Origin of the sequence: Halopiger xanaduensis SH-6 (assembly GCF_000217715.1) — an archaeon.
Taxonomy (GTDB): domain Archaea; phylum Halobacteriota; class Halobacteria; order Halobacteriales; family Natrialbaceae; genus Halopiger; species Halopiger xanaduensis.
Genome location: NC_015666.1, coordinates 1320239 through 1337955, shown reverse-complemented (window position 1 = coordinate 1337955; position 17717 = coordinate 1320239). Strand labels below are relative to the sequence as shown.

The following is a 17717-nucleotide window of genomic DNA, read 5'->3' as shown; positions in this document are numbered from 1 at the left end:
TCGCGTACGGAGAGTCGTGACACCGGAGCTCTCGATCGAGGCCGACTGGAACAGTCTTTACATCGACGGCGAGTGGACGCCGTCCGAAAGCGACGAGGAGATCGCCGTCGAGGATCCGTCGACGCGCGAGGAGGTCGCGCGCGTTCCCGCGGCGACCGAGGGTGACGTCGAGGCCGCCTACGAGGCCGCCGCGGACGCCCAGAAGGAGTGGCAGGAGGCCCCGCCGATCGAACGCGAGCAGGTCGCCCAGCAGTTTGCGCAGTTGCTGGGAGAGTACGAGGACGAAATCACGGACTTGTTAGCCCACGAGGCGGGCGGCGGGCCGATCATGGGCGAGACGTCCGTCAGCATCGCCTCGGACCAGGCCGCGGAGGCGGCCACGTTCCCGCGCCGGATGAAAGGCGAGCAGATTTCATCGAACGTGCCGGGCAAGGAGAACTTCGTTCGACGCGAACCGCAGGGCGTCATTACGGTTATTTCGCCGTGGAACTTCCCCCTGAACCTCTCCGGGCGCGCGATCGCACCCGCGCTCGCGACCGGGAACGCCGTCGTCCTCAAACCGGCGTCGAACACGCCGATCACGGGCGGGCTCCTCATGGCGAAACTGTACGAGGAGGCCGGGCTGCCGGACGGCTTGCTCAACGTCGTCACCGGTCACGGGTCCGAGATCGGCGACGCCGTCGTCGGCCACGCCGAGAGCGATCTCGTCGCCTTCACCGGCTCGACGCCGGTCGGCCGCGGCGTCGCGTCTACGGCGGGCGAGAACCTCTCCGAGCTGGCGCTGGAACTGGGCGGCAACAACGCCCACATCGTCACCGCCGACGCCGACCTCGAGGCGGCGGTCGACTCCGCGGTCTTCGGCTCGTTCGTCCACCAGGGCCAGGTCTGCATCTCGATCAATCGCCACCTCGTCCACGAGGACGTCTACGACGAGTACGTCGACCGGCTGACCGAGCGCGCCGAGTCCCTGCCGACCGGCAGCGCCCACGAGGAGGACACCGTCGTTGCCCCCATCATCGACGAGTCCCAGCGCGACGAGATGCTCGAGTACGTCGAGGAAACGATCGACCAAGGAGCGACCCTCGAGACGGGCGGCGAGACGGTGCCGATGGACGGCGTGGAGGACTCGCTGCTGGTGGCGCCGACGGTCATCTCGGACGCGACCAACGATATGGCCGCGGCCTGTAACGAACACTTCGGCCCCATCGCGCCGGTCATCCCGTTCTCCGACATCGACGAGGCGATCGAGATGCACGACGCGACCCAGTACGGCCTCTCGGGCTCGGTCCACGCGGGCGATATCGGCACGGGGATGCAGATCGCCGAGCGGATGGACACCGGAAACGTCCACGTCAACGACCAGCCGATCAACGACGAGGCCCACGTCACCTTCAGCGGGACGAAGGCCTCCGGCGTCGGCACCTACAACAGCACCGACATCATGGACGAGGTCACCGAGAAGAAGTGGATCTCGGTGCAACACGAGAAGCGAGAGTACCCGTTCTGAGCGGCCTTCGTCCGGTCTCGACTCCCGTCTCCGCCCTCGCTGAGCGTATCCACATTCGGAACACTCACTCGCCCGTGAAAAGACGTTATACGGGACACCGTCGTCGGTTGGCCTGCAGGAGTAGTTACGCTCCTGTCACGATACGGGTTACGCCACCATCAACCAGGGAACGCGGACGGGCCGGGTGATTCCCGGCCTTTCGGGCGATGCAGGTGCGATCAATCGCTTTTGAACGACGCCCGACCGATACCGCGAGGACTCACGCCGAGCAGTGGTTCGGCCCCAACTCGAGTTCGGTGCGGTCCTCTGGCGGCGCGTCCGTTCGACCGCGATTGATGTCGATGATCGCCTCGTAGTTCGAGGGTTTCTCGCCGGCGTCGGCCATCCGCTCGACGAACGCGTCTTCTGCGAGACCGAGCAGGTCGATCTCGGCCCGCGCGTCGCGGATGGTCGTCGCGATCGGCTCGCCGGGCGACCCGTGGTCGAACTCGCCGCCATCGGTGACTGCGACGTGCCCCGGCAGTACGGCGATCCCCTCTGGTTCGGCGAGGATCGTTCGGTGGAGCGTCTCGTATAGCATTTTAGCTCCTTCCTCACCCTCTCTCGCGGTTTCACCGCTCGAGTCGTTCGAGGCGCGTGGCGCCTCGCTGCCCTCGCTGAACTCGAGCTCCGTCCGCCCGGTCGAGGCGACGTGCAGCGTATCCGCGGTCAACACGGCGGCGTCGTCGACTAACAGGGCGACCATCTCGCTGGTGTGGCCCGGCGCGAACAGCGCCTTCAGTTCGCGGTCGCCGACCGCGAGCACCTCGTTGCGCTCGAGGGGCGTGTACTCGTACTCGACGCCGCGCTCGTCGGCTCGGGCGCCGAGGTAGTAGGGTACGTCGAGGCTGTCGGCGAGGTCGCGCCCTCCGGAAATGTGATCGGCGTGGACGTGCGTGTCGATGACGCCGACGATCGTGAGCCCGGCTTCCTCGGCCGCGACCTCGAACTCGTCGACGTCGTCGGTCGGATCCACGACGACGGCCTCGCCCGTTTCCGCGCAGCCGACGACGTAGCCGAGACAGCCCGTCGCGCGGCGCTGGACCTGGACGACCGTCAGCCCCGGATCGCCGACGTCGACCTCGACGGCGTCGTAGACGCCGCTCCAGCCCTTCATCCCGCCGTCGACGGTGTGGACGTCGTACTCGTCGGTCGCCGACTCGAGTTGCGTTGCCAGGTTGCCCGAGGAGATACCCTTCGCGCAGATGGTGATCACGCGCTCGGCGTCGCCGACGGTCTCCTGAAAGTCCTCGAGTCGGTCGTCTTCGTCCACATCTCCGTCCCGATCCTCGGCGCCCTCGAGTTCCTCCTCCGGGCCGAACGGAAAGTGGACCGCGCCCGGCACGTGCCACGAGTCGTAGCTGTCCGCGGGGCGCGTATCGACGAGGACGAAGTCGGCGCCCTCGTCCTGCAGTTCCGCGAGGCGGTCGGCGGAGAGCGTGGTGACCATAGCCGACGGACGCGCTCGAGCGCCCTAAGCGTCGGCGCGCAGGTGCCACGCGGTGCGGAACGGCGTGTAGAGTGCCGCAGATCCGTTCGCGCACCGATAGGTTCTCTTAACTGACACGGGGCCGAAGCGAGCGTATGGCTCTGTCCGATCACCTCGCCGCCGTCGTCGCCGTACTTCGGCGCCGACCCGGCGATCTCCTCCCGTTGTACCTGCTCGGCGCCGCCGTGCCGGCGATCATCCGGGTCGTTCCGTTTTTTGCCGCCGTCGTCGGCTACCTCCACCTCCAGACGTCCGGCCGGCCCGCGACCGTGCGGACGGAACTGGCCGGCCTCGAGGCGCCGCCGGATCCCGAGGCCAACCCCGAAGCGTTCGATCGGTGGGCCGAGGGGACTCGTTCCGGTCTTCGAGCAACTCGTGACGCCGACGACGATCGCGATCGTCCTCGTCGCGATCCTTCTGGTGCTCCTCGTCGCAGCCGTGGCATGGCCGTACGTCACCGCCGGCCAGCTCTCGGCTAGTTACGCCCGCCTGCGCGACGAGCGGGGCGTCGACGCCGGCTTTGCGGGGGCGCGCCGTCACTGGCTCCGGTTTCTGGGTCTCTTCGTCCTCGAGTTCCTGCTGTGGGCCGTCCTCTTAGTCGGCGGCGGAATCGCGATCGCGATCGCCGCTGGCGGCCTCTCCGCAGCGGGGGTCGGCGCGTTCGGAATCCTCGTCAGCCTGCTGGTCGCACTCCTGCTGATCGTGGCCCTCGCCGCCGTCCGCGCGCTGTTCGCGTTCGCGCCGGTCGCGATCGTCGTCGACGACGTCGGCGTCTTCGCCTCGCTCTCGCGGACGGTCGGGTTCGTTCGAGCGCACCCCGGCGGTGCGTTCGCCTACTACGTGCTTTCGCTCGGAGTGTTCCTCGGATTCTCGGCGCTGTCGGGCGTCTTCGCTCTGGTCGAGATCGTCGCGTTCCCCTCCCTGCTCGGAGTCGTCCTGCTGTTTCCGGCGCTGGATCTGCTGAAGACCTCGCTGTACGGCACCTATCGCGGACGCGTGCGGCCGCCGACGAGTCCTGACCGGCCGCTGCAAGCGCAGTTCGTCGACGGGCTGCGCCGCGGCTGGACCGAAATGGTCGCGTTCGTCCGGGCGACGCCCGGCACCCACGCGCTCGTCCTCGCCCTCGGCCTCGGCTCGTTCGCGGCCGGCTGGTACGCCGCCGATCCGTACGTCGGCGCCGTCGAAACGTCGATCGCCGCCCGCCTCGAGGGGCACGTCCCGCCGGCGGCCGCCCTCGAGTTCTTCGGGAACAACTGGCTGGTCGCGCTCACGACGGTCTACGGCGGGGTCGCGTTCGTCCTCCCGGCGATCGTCGCCGTGCTGTTCAACGGGCTCGCGCTCGGCGTCACCGCGCGCCTCGAGGTCGCGCCCCTCGAGTTGCTCGCGTTCGTCGTCCCCCACGGAATCCTCGAGATTCCGGCGATTTTCATCGCCGGCGCGCTCGGAGTGTCGGTGGGCGTCGACGGCTGGCGAACCCTGCAGGGCCGGATGAGGCGAGCGACGTTCGCGGACCGGGTCGAGCGGGCGTTCTGGGTGCTCGTCGGAATCGGGATCCTGCTGGCCGTCGCGGGGGCGATCGAGGGGTTCGTGAGCCCGTACTACTACCGGCTCTTCCTGTGAGTCGACCGCGCGGACGTCATCGGGGGCGGCAACCGCACAATCGAAGCCCCACGGCGTCTCCGTCCGGGAAACACCGAACCAATAAAGGCCGGCGGGTCCGTCGTGGATGACATGACGACGACGCTCGGAACGGCGAGCGCGGACCCCGGCGAGATCGATACGGGCCGGCTCGAGGTTGGCGAAACCCGAGACGGCAGTTCCTTCGGTCTCCCCGTCGCCGTGGTCAACGGCGCCTCGCCGGGCAAGACGCTCTACATGCAGGCGGTCAGCGACGGCGACGAACTCAACGGGATCGGGGTCATCCAGCGCGTCGTTCCGCGACTCGATCCCGCCGAGATTTCCGGGACGATCCTGATCGTCGGGATCGTCAACTACCACGCGTTCCAGGTCGCCGAGCACCGGAACCCGATCGACGACACGAAGATGAACCGCGCGTACCCGGGCAACGAGAACGGCACCTCGAGCGAGCGGATCGCCGCCGCAACGTTCGACGTCGCGACCCGCGCGGACATCATTCTGGATCTCCACCAGGGTTCGACCAGCCGGATGATCGACGAGGTGCGCGTCCGCTGCGGCAAGCGCCACCGCCTCTACGAGGACTGTCTCGAACTCGCGAAGGCCTTCGGCTGCGGCTACGTCCTCGACCAGAAGGGGCCGGACGGCCAACTCGCCCGGGCCGCCCCCGACGAGGGGATTCCGACGATCGACCCCGAACTCGGCGGCACCGTCGGCTGGGACGAGACGAGCATTCGGAAGGGCGTCGAGGGCGTCTTCAACGTGCTCCGGTACTACGACTTCCTCGCGGAGAGTCACGACCTCGAGCGCCAGACCCGCGCCAACGGCTTCGAACAGTACGGCGCCCCGAACGGCGGCCTCGTCGATTTCGAGAAGGACCTGGGCGATCGGGTCGCTCGCGGCGAAACCCTGTTCGAGGTGACGACGGCCTTCGGCGAGACGAAAGCGACGGTGACGGCCGACAGCGACGGGATCCTCTGGCGCACCCGACGACTGCCGCAGGTCGCCTCCGGCGAGTACGTCTGCTCGGTCGGGACCGACATCGACTCCTACTGACATGCCCGCCGATCTCTCCTGTCCCGACTGCGGTCGCACGTACGAGGCCGGCCCCGACGAACCGTGGCGCTGCGCCTGCGGCCACGCCCTCGAGTTCGCAGACCAGCCCCTTCCGCAGGGCGATCCGCTCCCCCTCTCGCAACTGGACACCAGCCGCGGCCTGTGGACCTTCTTCGAATTCCTCCCGATCGAACGGCACGTCACCTTCCACGAGGGCTTCACGCCGCTGGTCGACGCGCCCGAATCCGAGTGGAACGCCCAGTTCAAACTCGAGTACGTCTTCCCGACGGGCTCCTTCAAGGATCGAGGCGCGACGACGACCCTCTCGCGGGCGGTCGAACTCGGCGTCGAGAAGGTCATCGAGGACTCCTCGGGCAACGCCGGCGCCGCGATCGCGACCTACGCGGCCCGCGCGGGTCTCGAGGCGGACATCTACGTCCCCGCCGACGTCAAGCAGTCGAAGCTGATGACGATCCAGCGGGCCGACGCCCGGCCGGTGCGGATCGAGGGAACGCGCCAGGACGTGACCGACGCCTGCATCGAGGCGGTCGAGGGCGATACCGCGGACGTCGCCGGCGCACCGCACCAGTCCGGCCGGGGCTGGTACGCCAGCCACGCCTGGAACCCGGCCTTCTACGCGGGCACGATGACGATCGCGTTCGAGATCGCCGCCCAGCGCGACTGGACCGTCCCCGACGCGCTCGTCCTCCCGATCGGCCACGGCACGCTCTTCCTCGGCGCGTACCGGGGCTTTTCGCTGCTTCAGGATGCCGGCATCACCGACGAGATGCCCCGACTGCTCGGCGCGCAGGCCACCGGCTACACCCCGATCGTCGACGCGCTCGCGGACGAAGGGATCGGCCTCGAGACGGACGGCGACGACACAGCCAGCGACGGCGAACCCGGCAGCGCGATCGCCGACGGCATCCAGATCGCCGACCCCGCCCGGCAGGACGAGATCCTCGAGGCGATCCGCGAGACCGACGGCGACGCGATCGCGCTCGGGGCGGATCCGATCGAGGCGACGCTGGATCGGCTCCACCGCAACGGCTTCTACGTCGAGCCGACGAGCGCGGCTGCCCCTGCTGCCCTCGAGCAGTACCGGGAGGCGGGCGTCCTCGAGAGCGACGACGAGGTCGTCGTGCCGCTGACCGGGAGCGGGCTGAAGACGCTGTGACCGGCGGCGTAGCCGGAGCTACGAGTCGAGACGCTGCAGTCGGCAGCGACCGCCGAAAACACCACCTTTTGAAGCGTCGCCCGTATAAGATCGGCTAGATGGTTAGTCGGCCACCCGCGTACTGTCCATACTGCGGCGACGGACTCGAGACGATCGCGCTCGACGGCCGCGAGCGCAAGCGCTGTCCGGGCTGCGGCGAGGTGATCTGGCACAACCCGGTCCCCTGCGCGGGCGTCGCAGTCGTCGACCGCACGGGACCCGAACCGGCCGTTCTCTGCGTCGAGCGCGGCGTCCCGCCCGGCGTCGGCGAGTGGACGATCCCCGGCGGCCACGTCGAAACCGGCGAGGAACCCCACGTCGGGGCCGCCCGCGAACTCGAGGAGGAGACGGGGATTTCGGTCGACCCCGACACGCTCACGGTGTTCGACGCGGCGGCGCTGCCCCCGCGGGCGGACAAACACGTCGTGATGACCTACTACGTCGTCGACCGCGCCGAAACGACGGGTGAACCCCGGGCCGGCAGCGACGCGGCCGACGCGCGGTTCTGGACGCCGTCGGAATTCGACGCCGCGGACGAGCGGTTCTGACCGGTCCACGAGGCGCGGTTCCGAGCGGCCGCGATGCTGCTCGAGTGAGCGTCTCGGGGGCGCTCGGACTCGAGGGCGAGGTCGCGGACGGGAGCGATCGATATCAGGGGATTAATGAGCGCTCCCGACCAGCATCTGACGATGAGTATCCCGTCGTTCGTCATCGGGATCGCCGGGGGGACGGGAGCCGGGAAGACGACGGTCGCGCGGACCGTCGCGGACACCGTCGGCGAGGCCGTGACCCGAATTCCGCTGGACAACTACTACGAAGACCTCTCGCACCTCGAGTTCGAGGAGCGCAAGGAGGTCAACTACGACCACCCCGACGCGTTCGAGTGGGAACTACTCCAGGAGCACCTGAACCAGTTGCTCATGGGCCAGCCGGTCGAGATGCCCCAGTACGACTTCGAGATCCACAACCGCAAGGACGAGCGCGTCACCGTCGAGCCGACGGACGTGATCGTCCTCGAGGGGATCTTCTCGCTGTACGACGAGGAGATCCTCGAGATGCTGGACCTGCGCGTGTACGTCATGACCGACGCCGACGTCCGCATCCTGCGGCGCATCGAGCGCGACGTCGTCGACCGCGGGCGCGACCTCGAGGGCGTCATGGAGCAGTACTTAGAGACGGTCAAGCCGATGCACGAGCAGTTCGTCGAACCGACGAAGAAGAACGCGGACGTGATCATCCCGGAGGGCGCGAACCAGATGGCGGTCGATCTCCTGATCGAGAAGATCGAAGCGGAGCGCACCGACGCGCCGGGAGCGGGCGGGGCCGGCGGCGCGGCCGGTGCGACCGAAGCGGAGCCGGATCCCGAAGCCGACCGCGAGCGCGAGCTTCCCTTTCCGGAGCCGTCGACCGACTGACCTGAATCGGCGCGATCGGGATCAGTGACGCCGGGAGTCGCTCGAGCCCTCGTCCCGCCGAAACGCAAACCGAACCCGACATTCCTTTACTGTCGCCCTGAATACGGGCGGGTATGTTCCTCTCCCTACGCGACGAGGTCGAGGACGCCCTCGAGGGGGCGCTCTCGGCGCTCGAGTTTCCCACCGACGATCTCGGGCTCGAAGAACCGCCGGAAGACGTCGAGAGCGTGCTCGCCTCGAGCGTCGCCTTCCGACTCGCCGGCGAGGCCGGGCAGGCGCCGCCCCAGGTCGCCGCCCGGATCGCCGACGAGATCGACGTCGGCGACCTGACCTACGTTGCCGCGGTCCAGACGCAGGGGCCGTACCTCAACTTCCTGCCCAGCGACGCCTACCTCGCGGAGACGCTCGAGACGGCCACCGACGAGTCATACGGCGCGCTCGAAGACCGCGAGGAGTCGGTCGTCGTCGAACACACGAGCGCCAACCCGACCGGCCCGGTCCACGTCGGCCGCGCGCGCAATCCGATCATCGGCGACGCCGTCGCGAACCTGCTCGACTACGCCGGCTACGACGTCGAACGCCACTACTACGTCAACGACGCGGGCCGGCAGATGGCCGTCTTCACGTGGGCCTACGAGACCTTCGACGAGGACGACCTCGAGGACGATCCCGAGCGCGACCGCATCGAGTACGACCTCGTGCGCTACTACCGCGCGGGCAACGCGTTCCTCGAGAACGGCCCCGAAGACGAGGTCGAAGAAGCCGAGGCCGAGATCGAGTCGATCATGCAGGGGCTCGAGGAAGGCGACGACGAGACCTACGAGCGGGTCAGCGAGGTCGTCGACCAGGTGCTCTCGGGGATGAAAGCCTGCCTCGCGCGCCTGCCCGCCGAATTCGACGAGTTCGTCAAGGAGACCCGGTTCATGCGCAACGGCGACACCGACGACCTCGTCGCCCGCCTCAAGGAACTCGACGAGGCCGTCTACGAGGAGGACGCCTGGCAACTCGAGCTCGACGAGCACGGCATCGACAAGAACCTCGTCTTCCTGCGCTCCGACGACACCTCGCTCTACGCGACCCGCGACCTGGCCCACCACGAGTGGAAGTTCGATAACTACGACCGCGCGGTGACGGTGCTGGGCGAGGACCACAAGCTCCAGGCCCGCCAGCTGACCACGACCCTCGAGCTGCTGGACAACGACACCGACCAGCTCGAGCAGGTGCTCTACTCCTACGTCAACCTCCCCGAGGGGAAGATGTCGACGCGCCGGGGCACCGGCGTCGACTTAGACGACCTGCTCGACGAGGCGATCGACCGCGCGCGCCAGGAGGTCGAGGACCGGCTGGACGACCGCATCCGCGACGACGACCTCGACGAGGACGACATCGAGCGCATCGCCCACCAGGTCGGCATCGGTGCGGTCCGCTACGACATCGTCTCGAAGCAGCCGACGAAGGCGATCACCTTCGAGTGGGATCGCGCGCTGGACTTCGAGGCCCAGTCCGCGCCCTATGTCCAGTACGTCCACGCGCGCACCTGCGGCATCCTCGAAGAGGCGGGACTCGACCCTGAGGCCGACATCGCCGATCAGGACCTCGACCTCGAGTCGCTCGACGCCGACCTGCTCGAGACCGAGGCCGAGCGCGACCTCCTCGAGACGATCGCGCGCTTCCCGGCGGTCGTCGACGAGGCCGCGGACGACCTCGAACCGCACCGGATCGCGACCTACACCCGCGAGTTCGCGGACCGGTTCAACGCCTTCTACCGCGAGTGTCCGGTGCTCGCCGACGACGTCGACCCCGCGGTCAGGGACGCGCGACTCGCGCTCGTGGCCGCCTCGAAGCACACGATCGCCAACTCGCTCGAGATCCTGGGCGTCGAGGCGCCGCGGTCGATGTAGGGGCGGGTAGCTGACGCTGCACAAGCCGTCAGCTCACTCCCGAGTTCCGAAGAAAAATCCGTGCGGGCCGCCGAACGCGTCGCGGAATCGCTTATTCCTTCGTCGAGACGACCTTGTCCGCGAACTCCTCGTCCGAGAGTTCGCCCTCGATGTAGCTGACGACCCACTCGACGTCGATGTAGACCGCGAGCACGCGGCTGCCCTCGTGCTCGAGGATCCACTCGATCGAGCTGATCTCGTCGATGAACCGCTCGACGTCCTCGATCGCGCCGTCGAGGTCGGCGGCGAACGTCGCGAACACCTTCTTCAGTTCTTCGATGTCGGTGGTGTCGGTGCGGGCGACGATGTCGAGCTTGTCGCCGTCTTTTTCGATCGACGTGATCGTCACGGTGTCGTCGGCGACCTCGATCTGGTCGTTCTCGACGCCGGGCACGTCGTCGTGCTCGCCGTCGGACCCGTCGCCGGAGTCGGTATCGCTGTCGTTGTCGGAGTCGGCGTCGCTACCGTTTCCGGTATCGTCGCCGTCGTCGCCGAACGATTCTTCGCTGTCGTTTTCGGGCTCCTCTTCGCCAGTTTCGGAACTGGAACAGCCCGCGAGGACGGTTGCGAGTGCGGCTCCACTTCCGAGGAGGATCTTTCGTCGCTCCATGGTCGAGCGGTCGAGAGACTGGGGGATTAGTAATTAGCTCGTACCAGTTCAGCCGTGAAACGATGAGGACGAACCCGTTCTTCCGAGAGCGAATACCGCCCGAAAGCCGCTGAAAGGCCCAATATTTCGGTTTGGCGAATCAGTACGGAAAGATACTGGTTAGTAACGAGTACATTCCGGTACTCGAGAGTATATCGCATCCGACGTAGTCTCCGCGATCGACAGAAATAGCCGTCTCGAGCCGTATATCGGCAGTCCAGGCGGTGCCTACCGTCCGTTAGCGGGTCGCCACCATCGGCGGCTCGCGGCAGTCGGGATCGGTCGGCGCGGTCGGTCGTCCACCGCGAGGCCGGGCGCCTCAGTTATCGGATTCGGCCTCGGTGATCGCGCTCGAGACGTCGTCGGGTGCGGCCTCCCGACCGTCGTCGTCGGCGCTCGAGTCGTCCGAAGAAACCGCGTCAGTAGCTGAACTCGCTTCGGTCTCCGCAGCGCCCGTCGCGGCCGTCGCTTTGGAGTCGGGAGTGGATTCGGCCTCGGTCTTGTCAGGCGCAGCGTCGGACGACGGCGCCGACAGCTCGATCCCCGCCAGATCCGCCGCGAGCGTCCGGTAGGCGATCGCTGCCGGCCCCTCGGGTTCGTAGACGACCAGCGGCGTGCCGGCGTAGACGCTCTCGCGGGCCGCGCTGTCCTCGGGAATCGTCCCCAGCAGCGGGATCTCGAGGCGCGAGGCGATCTCCTCGTAGGAGATGTCGCTGTGGGGGTGCGTACGCGTGACGACGAGCCCGGCGACCTCGCCGCCGGCGCGCGCCGTGAGTTCGATCGTCTTCTTCGAGTCCTGCACGGCGGCCGGCTCGGGCGTCGAGACGACGAGCACGGAGTCGGCCAGCCCGAGCGGGAGAACGGTCTCGTGGCTGATCCCGGCCCCGACGTCGAGGAAGACGTAGTCGTAGGCCGCCCGCAGCTCCGCGACGACGTCGCCCAGCCCCTCCGGCGAGGCCTCGGCGTACTCGTCCAGACCGGTCCCGCTCGGGACCGCGACGATGTTATCTGCCAGTCGATACGTGGCGTCCTCGATTTCGGCGTCCCCTGCCAGCACGTCGTGCAGCGTCGTCGAATCCGGGTTGAGACTCACGAACCCGGCGAGGTTCGCCATGCCGAGATCGACGTCGACGACGGCGACGCGCTTGCCCGCCTGCGCGAGCGCCGTGCCGATGTTTACCGTCGTCGTCGTCTTCCCGACGCCGCCCTTCCCACTCGCGATGGCGTAGACCGTCTCCTGAGACATACTCGAGTACTGTCCGGACTGTGGAACGGCAACACCTTAAATCGTCACCTCGAGACGAGCGGTGAGGTCGCGGCGTCGCGACGGGCCGAACGCGTTCGCGATCGGGATTGTCTCCGCGATAGCGTGCGTGTCAAAGGATTCTTACCCGCAGCACCGTTTTGTATCGATAATGAGCCAGGAGGGCGAGCAGGAGCAAGAGCAATCCGACCGGAAAAAGTACGAGTTCCGGAAGGTGCTCGAGGACCTCAAGAACTTCGACGGCTCCGGAACGCAGCTCGTGACGATCTACGTGCCGGAGGACAGACAGATCAGCGACGTCGTGCAACACGTCACCCAAGAGCACAGCGAAGCGGCCAACATCAAGTCCAAACAGACGCGAACGGCCGTCCAGGACGCGCTGACGAGCATCAAGGATCGACTGCGTTACTACGACACGTACCCGCCCGAGAACGGCATGGTGCTGTTCTCCGGCGCCGTCGACTCCGGCGGCGGCCGCACCGAGATGGTCACGAAGGTCCTCGAGAGTCCGCCCCAGCCCGTCGAGTCGTTTCGCTACCACTGCGACTCGGAGTTTCTCACGGAGCCGCTCGAGGAGATGCTGGCGGACAAGGGCCTGTACGGCCTGATCGTCCTCGACCGCCGCGAGGCCAACGTCGGCTGGCTGAGGGGGAAACGCGTCGAACCCGTCAAGTCCGCCTCCTCGCTGGTCCCCGGCAAGCAGCGCAAAGGTGGCCAGTCCGCCCAGCGTTTCGCCCGCCTGCGCCTCGAGGCGATCGACAACTTCTACCAGGAGGTCGCCGGGATGGCGAACGACCTGTTCGTCGCCAAGCGCCACGAACTCGACGGCATCCTCGTCGGCGGCCCGTCGCCGACCAAAGACGAGTTCCTCGACGGCGACTACCTCCACCACGAGATTCAGGACAACGTGATCGGCAAGTTCGACGTCGCCTACACCGACGAATCGGGACTGTACGACCTCGTCGACAACGCGGAGGACGCGCTGGCCGACGCCGAGGTGATGAAGGACAAACAGCAGATGGAGGAGTTCTTCGAGGAACTCAACGCGGGCGACCTCGCCACCTACGGGTTCGAGCAGACCCGGCAGAACCTCGTGATGGGTGCGGTCGACCGGCTGCTGATCAGCGAGGACCTGCGCAAGGACGTCGTCACCTACGACTGTCCCGAATGTGGCAACACCGATCGCGAGGTCATCGACCGGCGCAAGTCGACGCCGGACCACACCTGCACCGACTGCGGCACCGACGTCGAGGCCGGCGAGGAGGACCGCGAGGACGCGATCGACCACCTCATCGAGATCGCCGAACAGCGCGGCACCGAGACGAAGTTCATCTCGACGGACTTCGAGAAGGGCGAACAGCTCTACAACGCCTTCGGCGGCTTCGCCGGCATTCTGCGGTACTCGACTGGCGTCTAAGCTCGTTTTCCGGGGAACCTAACTCCCAACTTCCTGCTCGTTCCGCGGAAGGTAGCTTCGATCGGTGTCCGGATACGGGCGTGTGGATCCAGTGCCACGGCCCGTAGAGCCGTGACTCGGTCAGAGCGTGCCGCGGAGGTAGATCGCATCGTCGGTGATCTCCGCGATGCTTCCCTCGTCGAGCGGGTGCGCGTCCGCGCTCGCCTCGCCCCAGCCGAGTTTCGCCTTGAGGGTATCGACGAAACTCGGATCGGGTTCGACGTAGCCGCGGCCGTCGTGCACTTCGACGAGGCGACCGACTTCGGTGCCGTCGGTGTTCAGAACGCGTTTCCCTTCGTCGGCTTTCGTCAGCGTCTCGCGCTCGCGTGTCATTGCAGTCGCCGAACTCCCGAACCCCGTCCGAGCCGATCGAGCCGACCGTCCGCTCGAGGACTCGCGGGGCAATTCACTCCACGAGCGGGCGTGCAATAAACCGGTGAAACAGTTGTACGGCGATACCGAGCGGTTACTCCCGGGTCGCGCGCTCGAGCGATCGGCGGGGAAATCGACAGCAAGAGCCAACTCGGACCGCCCGCCCGGCGGGGCGTTATGCGACGCGTACCGCGGGACAACAGAAGGGTTATGCCGGTAGTCGCGTATTACCACTCGATCGATGGACGAGTCCCCGTCCCTCCCCGACACGCTCGACGACCCCCGCGTCACCGACCGGTTCTACCGTCGCGTTGACGGCCCCGCCGGCGACCTCCACCTCCTCGGCGTCGTTCACGACCACCCCGCGAGCGTCGGCCGCGTCCAGCGCGTCCTCGAGGCGGTCGACCCCGAGACCGTCGCGCTCGAGCTGCCGGCCGCGGCGCTGCCGCTGTACCGGACGTACGCGCACGACGCCGACGGTGACACCGACCCGGACCCGCACGACCCGCCCCGGTTCGGCGGTGAGATGAGCGCGGCGATCCGCGCCGCGCCCGACGCCGACGTCGTCGGGATCGACGCGCCCAACTGGTCGTTCTGCCGCCGACTCGCGACGCGGCTGATCGCCGACCGCGTCCCGGCTTCGACCGCCAGGCGTGTCGTCTCGAGCCTGGGCGGCGCGACCCGCGAGGCGCTGACCTGCCGGGTCGCCGCGACGCTGACCCACGCGACGTCGATGACGATCGCCTGCGACGACCCGGTCGAGTACGAGTGCAGCCACGAGGACCCGCCCGAGCGGCAGGCCGAACACGAGCGCTCGCACGTCGCCGGCGTCCAGGCGCTGCTCGGCAGCGTCGAAACGGACGACAGCGCGCTCGCCTACCGGGACGAGACGCGCGAACGCTGCATGATCGACCGCCTCGAGACGCTGCGCGCGGACGAGGCGACCGGCGACGTCGTCGCCGTCGTCGGGATCGACCACCTCGAGCCGCTGGCGGACGCGCTGGCGTAGCCGAGGGCCGTTTTTGCGACCGGTGGCTGTTACAATCGATCCATCGACGACGAAAGCGGAGCGTAAGAGGCGATTACCGTCGCGGCGTCGGCGGTTCGATCAGGATCTCGCCGTCCGCGTGGACCGTCACGCGGTGGTCGTCGACGACAAACGAGAGTTGGCCGCTCGAGCGGGGCGTCCCGTCGTGGCGCGGCCGGAAGAGTCGATCCAGTGCGTCGGGATCGACCGAGTCGTACAGCGAGATGCGGCCGTCGGTCGGATCGACGCCCATGCAGTCGGCCAGCGCGTGGATGACGGTCGTGGTGAGCGTCGCGGGGCCGTCGAATTCGTGGACCGCCCGGTACACTGCTGGAGGGCGATTAGATGAAGCGGGGGATGTGTTGCCGTGCATAGCGGGTCGTCTGCTCGCACACAATTCCCGAGAGGTAAAAAGCGTAATCGTTCCTTACTGCCCGAACGTGGCGCCGAAATTGCATCAAGTAGGACAAAGAAGTAGAAAGTACGGATATAGTGAATGAACCGCCACTCGAGTTTCGTCACTGTCGGAGCGTCGAAATGCAGCGCCAGCAGTACGTAAAGGTACTGTCGGCCGCGTTCGTCGCCCCGCAGTGGGGACACCGGATCGTCTCGCCCTCGAGGTCGCGGTCCGGGTCGTGGTCCTCGGACTCCTCGACGTCGTCGGGGGCCCGCGGATACCGCTCGGGGCCGGGCGACGACCGGGACGGGGCCCGATTCGGGCCGGCGAACGAAGGCGAGGGCGAGCGGTCGTCGCCCCGCCGGATATACACGTAGTACAGTAACAGGTGCAACAGGGCGAACAGCACCACGTACCCGATGAGCCATCCCCAGAGCTCCATCGGTGTGACATACGTTCTCAACCTACTTGGATATTCCCCGACCGGCGGGACGGCGACAAAATCAGATCGCGAGGACTTATCGGGGCGGTTGAAGGTCGCGCTGGAACTCGTCGAAGCCCTCGAGGTCGTCGGGGAGGTCGTACTCGATGCGCCGCTCCGTCTGGCGGTTGACGCCGGCCTCGTCGACGGGGGTGGCGACGTCCTCCCAGCCGGGTTTGATCTTGACGCTTTTGGCGGGCATGCCGACCGCGATGTGGTGGGCGGGGATGTCGTGCTGGACGACGCCGCGGGCGCCCACGATGGCGTTCTCGCCGACCTTGTTACCGGCCCGGACCATCGAGTCGTAGGTGAGGCGAACGTCGTCCTCGACGATCGTGTGGTAGTTGCGGACCTCGGTCTGGTCGACGACGTCGTGGTCGTGGCTGTAGACGTGGACGCCGTCGGAGATCGAGACCCGGTCGCCGATCGTCAGCTTCCCGCGGTCGTCCAGGTGGACGTCGTCGTGGATCACCGTGTTGTCGCCGACCGTGATGTTGTGTCCGTAGGTGAACGTGATCCCCTTGAAGAACCGACAGTCGTCGCCGCACTCCTCGAAAAGATGATCGGCGAGCATCCGCCGAAATCGCAGCGCAAACTCGACGTTGTCCGCGATCGGCAGGCTGTCGAACTGCCGCCAGAGCCACTGGAGGTGTTTCGACCGGCGGAACTTCTCTTCGTCCTTCTCCGCGTAGTACTCGCTCTCGAGGGTGGTGTTACAGGGGTCGTAGCTCTGCAGTCGGACGCGTTCGGCCGGGGAGACCGACTCGCCGTTCTGCCAGCGCTCGTAGGCCTCGCGGTCGCCCGAGAGGTCGATCAGCACGTCCTCGACGACCGAACAGGTGTCTTCGTCGCTCGAGAGCCGTCGATCGACCTCGTCGATGAACTCGCGCATCCCCGCCTCCGCCTCCTCGGGGAGCGAGACGTACCGCTTTGTCATGTTCCGAGGTATTGCGCGCGGCGTTGATAGGGGTTCGGTTGTCCGTCCGCCTTGCCGTCTCGAGGGGTGACGCGAGTGTTACCGGGCGTCTCGGTCGCCGGGGGCTCACCCACCGTCGTCGCCGGCCGAACGCTCGGTCGCCTGCCACCGCGCGAGCAGCAGGGCCGGGAGCGCGACGGCGCCGATCAACAGCAAGCCAGTGACGACGGCCGTCCCGACCGTCACCCGGTACGGGCTCACCTCGAGAGTCGTCGCGGCGACCGGCAGGAGGACGGCGACGGCGAGGACGACGACGAGCAGCACTCGAGCGGGGGCAGGCGAGCGGCGACCGTCGGACATACCAGACGTCCGCCGCGGCGGCCCAAGAACGATTCGGAGTCGGCCGGTCACCCGTCGCGTCTCGGCTCCAAATCAGCTCGGCGGCGGTGCGAGGCAATCCGCGACCGCTACTCGCGGCTCGACTCGGTCAGTCGGAATTCGAACTCGAGCATGCCGTCCGTTCGGACGTTCACGCCGCCGAGTTGCTCGGACAGTTGCTCGCGGGCTTGCGAACTGGGCTCGACGGTGACCGAGACGCTGTTGCTGTTGGCGTTGTACGTGATGTTTCCGACCGTGACGTCGAACTCGAAACACTCGGGGACCTCCTCCCTGAGTTGCGTTCGGACGTCGTCGACCTCCGACCGGACGTCGGCCATCTCTTCGTTTAACGTGCTCATTGACGCTACTCGCCGCCGGGAGATAGTAATGATTGACCCTGTTATTTACGGGCCGGACGGGTCGCTCCGCGACCCAGTTATAGCGGGTCTCGAGAACCGGCCGCTCGGCGCGAGCGAACGC

At 67.4% G+C, this 17717-nt stretch carries 17 protein-coding genes and 1 pseudogene; 9 read left to right on the top strand and 9 right to left on the bottom strand.

Annotation, left to right across the window (positions count from 1 at the left end; all coding sequences use genetic code 11):
• The first annotated feature begins 16 nt into the window (after positions 1-16).
• Entirely contained in the window at positions 17-1507 is a 1491-nt protein-coding gene (locus tag HALXA_RS06580) for an aldehyde dehydrogenase family protein (protein WP_013879531.1), read from the top strand.
• A 259-nt stretch (positions 1508-1766) separates the two neighbouring features.
• On the opposite strand, the gene HALXA_RS06575 is transcribed toward HALXA_RS06580, so the two are convergent.
• The gene (locus HALXA_RS06575; RefSeq protein WP_013879530.1) at positions 1767-2996 is read right to left on the bottom strand and encodes an MBL fold metallo-hydrolase; all 1230 of its coding nucleotides are present in this window, start codon (positions 2994-2996) and stop codon (positions 1767-1769) included.
• 134 nt (positions 2997-3130) lie between these two features.
• On the opposite strand from HALXA_RS06575, the pseudogene HALXA_RS06570 reads away from it, so the two are divergent.
• From HALXA_RS06570 to argS, 6 genes and pseudogenes are all read left to right on the top strand, one after another.
• Positions 3131-4655: pseudogene (locus HALXA_RS06570) on the top strand (stage II sporulation protein M).
• A gap of 111 nt (positions 4656-4766) precedes the next feature.
• Positions 4767-5726 (top strand): succinylglutamate desuccinylase/aspartoacylase family protein, encoded by a 960-nt coding sequence (locus tag HALXA_RS06565; protein ID WP_013879528.1) that lies wholly within the window; start codon positions 4767-4769, stop codon positions 5724-5726.
• Between the two features lies 1 nt (position 5727).
• A complete protein-coding gene (locus HALXA_RS06560; protein ID WP_013879527.1) occupies positions 5728-6903 on the top strand; it encodes a pyridoxal-phosphate dependent enzyme in 1176 nt (391 codons plus the stop codon).
• 98 nt (positions 6904-7001) lie between these two features.
• Complete coding sequence (locus HALXA_RS06555) at positions 7002-7490, top strand: NUDIX domain-containing protein (RefSeq protein ID WP_013879526.1); 489 nt, start codon at positions 7002-7004, stop codon at positions 7488-7490.
• Positions 7491-7631: 141 nt separating this feature from the next.
• A complete protein-coding gene (udk, locus tag HALXA_RS06550) occupies positions 7632-8357 on the top strand; it encodes a uridine kinase (protein WP_013879525.1) in 726 nt (241 codons plus the stop codon).
• Positions 8358-8470: 113 nt separating this feature from the next.
• Positions 8471-10258 (top strand): arginine--tRNA ligase, encoded by a 1788-nt coding sequence (argS, locus tag HALXA_RS06545; protein ID WP_013879524.1) that lies wholly within the window; start codon positions 8471-8473, stop codon positions 10256-10258.
• A gap of 91 nt (positions 10259-10349) precedes the next feature.
• On the opposite strand, the gene HALXA_RS06540 is transcribed toward argS, so the two are convergent.
• Together HALXA_RS06540 and minD are read right to left on the bottom strand one after the other, a co-directional pair.
• Positions 10350-10907, bottom strand: coding sequence for a hypothetical protein (locus HALXA_RS06540; RefSeq protein ID WP_013879523.1), 558 nt, complete (start codon positions 10905-10907; stop codon positions 10350-10352).
• Positions 10908-11265: 358 nt separating this feature from the next.
• On the bottom strand, positions 11266-12192 hold the full coding sequence (minD, locus tag HALXA_RS06535) for a MinD/ParA family ATP-binding protein (RefSeq protein WP_013879522.1): 927 nt from the start codon (positions 12190-12192) through the stop codon (positions 11266-11268).
• Between the two features lie 169 nt (positions 12193-12361).
• Here minD and prf1 point away from each other — a divergent pair, with 169 nt between their 5' ends.
• Positions 12362-13627: a peptide chain release factor aRF-1 gene (gene prf1 / locus HALXA_RS06530; RefSeq protein ID WP_013879521.1), complete on the top strand. Its 1266-nt coding sequence runs from the start codon at positions 12362-12364 to the stop codon at positions 13625-13627.
• Positions 13628-13747: 120 nt separating this feature from the next.
• Here prf1 and HALXA_RS06525 read toward each other — a convergent pair whose 3' ends face one another.
• Complete coding sequence (locus HALXA_RS06525; RefSeq protein WP_013879520.1) at positions 13748-13999, bottom strand: hypothetical protein; 252 nt, start codon at positions 13997-13999, stop codon at positions 13748-13750.
• 280 nt (positions 14000-14279) lie between these two features.
• Between HALXA_RS06525 and HALXA_RS06520 the strand changes: the two genes are divergently transcribed.
• Entirely contained in the window at positions 14280-15047 is a 768-nt protein-coding gene (locus HALXA_RS06520) for a hypothetical protein (protein WP_013879519.1), read from the top strand.
• 73 nt (positions 15048-15120) lie between these two features.
• On the opposite strand, the gene HALXA_RS06515 is transcribed toward HALXA_RS06520, so the two are convergent.
• From HALXA_RS06515 to HALXA_RS06495, 5 genes are all read right to left on the bottom strand, one after another.
• Positions 15121-15438, bottom strand: coding sequence for a HalOD1 output domain-containing protein (locus tag HALXA_RS06515; RefSeq protein WP_013879518.1), 318 nt, complete (start codon positions 15436-15438; stop codon positions 15121-15123).
• Positions 15439-15583: 145 nt separating this feature from the next.
• Entirely contained in the window at positions 15584-15904 is a 321-nt protein-coding gene (locus HALXA_RS06510) for a DUF7577 domain-containing protein (protein WP_013879517.1), read from the bottom strand.
• Positions 15905-15980: 76 nt separating this feature from the next.
• On the bottom strand, positions 15981-16880 hold the full coding sequence (locus HALXA_RS06505) for an acyltransferase (RefSeq protein ID WP_013879516.1): 900 nt from the start codon (positions 16878-16880) through the stop codon (positions 15981-15983).
• Between the two features lie 105 nt (positions 16881-16985).
• Positions 16986-17219, bottom strand: coding sequence for a hypothetical protein (locus HALXA_RS06500; RefSeq protein ID WP_013879515.1), 234 nt, complete (start codon positions 17217-17219; stop codon positions 16986-16988).
• 107 nt (positions 17220-17326) lie between these two features.
• Complete coding sequence (locus HALXA_RS06495; RefSeq protein ID WP_013879514.1) at positions 17327-17596, bottom strand: hypothetical protein; 270 nt, start codon at positions 17594-17596, stop codon at positions 17327-17329.
• Between the last annotated feature and the right edge of the window lie 121 nt (positions 17597-17717).

Bases quoted from the DNA above. Each gene is read 5' to 3' on its own strand.
- HALXA_RS06575 (WP_013879530.1), bottom strand. From the start codon at position 2,996: ATGGTCACCACGCTCTCCGCCGACCGCCTCGCGGAACTGCAGGACGAG.
- HALXA_RS06565 (WP_013879528.1), top strand. From the start codon at position 4,767: ATGACGACGACGCTCGGAACGGCGAGCGCGGACCCCGGCGAGATCGAT.
- HALXA_RS06560 (WP_013879527.1), top strand. From the start codon at position 5,728: ATGCCCGCCGATCTCTCCTGTCCCGACTGCGGTCGCACGTACGAGGCC.
- HALXA_RS06555 (WP_013879526.1), top strand. From the start codon at position 7,002: ATGGTTAGTCGGCCACCCGCGTACTGTCCATACTGCGGCGACGGACTC.
- udk (WP_013879525.1), top strand. From the start codon at position 7,632: ATGAGTATCCCGTCGTTCGTCATCGGGATCGCCGGGGGGACGGGAGCC.
- argS (WP_013879524.1), top strand. From the start codon at position 8,471: ATGTTCCTCTCCCTACGCGACGAGGTCGAGGACGCCCTCGAGGGGGCG.
- HALXA_RS06540 (WP_013879523.1), bottom strand. From the start codon at position 10,907: ATGGAGCGACGAAAGATCCTCCTCGGAAGTGGAGCCGCACTCGCAACC.
- minD (WP_013879522.1), bottom strand. From the start codon at position 12,192: ATGTCTCAGGAGACGGTCTACGCCATCGCGAGTGGGAAGGGCGGCGTC.
- prf1 (WP_013879521.1), top strand. From the start codon at position 12,362: ATGAGCCAGGAGGGCGAGCAGGAGCAAGAGCAATCCGACCGGAAAAAG.
- HALXA_RS06525 (WP_013879520.1), bottom strand. From the start codon at position 13,999: ATGACACGCGAGCGCGAGACGCTGACGAAAGCCGACGAAGGGAAACGC.
- HALXA_RS06520 (WP_013879519.1), top strand. From the start codon at position 14,280: ATGGACGAGTCCCCGTCCCTCCCCGACACGCTCGACGACCCCCGCGTC.
- HALXA_RS06515 (WP_013879518.1), bottom strand. From the start codon at position 15,438: ATGCACGGCAACACATCCCCCGCTTCATCTAATCGCCCTCCAGCAGTG.
- HALXA_RS06510 (WP_013879517.1), bottom strand. From the start codon at position 15,904: ATGGAGCTCTGGGGATGGCTCATCGGGTACGTGGTGCTGTTCGCCCTG.
- HALXA_RS06505 (WP_013879516.1), bottom strand. From the start codon at position 16,880: ATGACAAAGCGGTACGTCTCGCTCCCCGAGGAGGCGGAGGCGGGGATG.
- HALXA_RS06500 (WP_013879515.1), bottom strand. From the start codon at position 17,219: ATGTCCGACGGTCGCCGCTCGCCTGCCCCCGCTCGAGTGCTGCTCGTC.
- HALXA_RS06495 (WP_013879514.1), bottom strand. From the start codon at position 17,596: ATGAGCACGTTAAACGAAGAGATGGCCGACGTCCGGTCGGAGGTCGAC.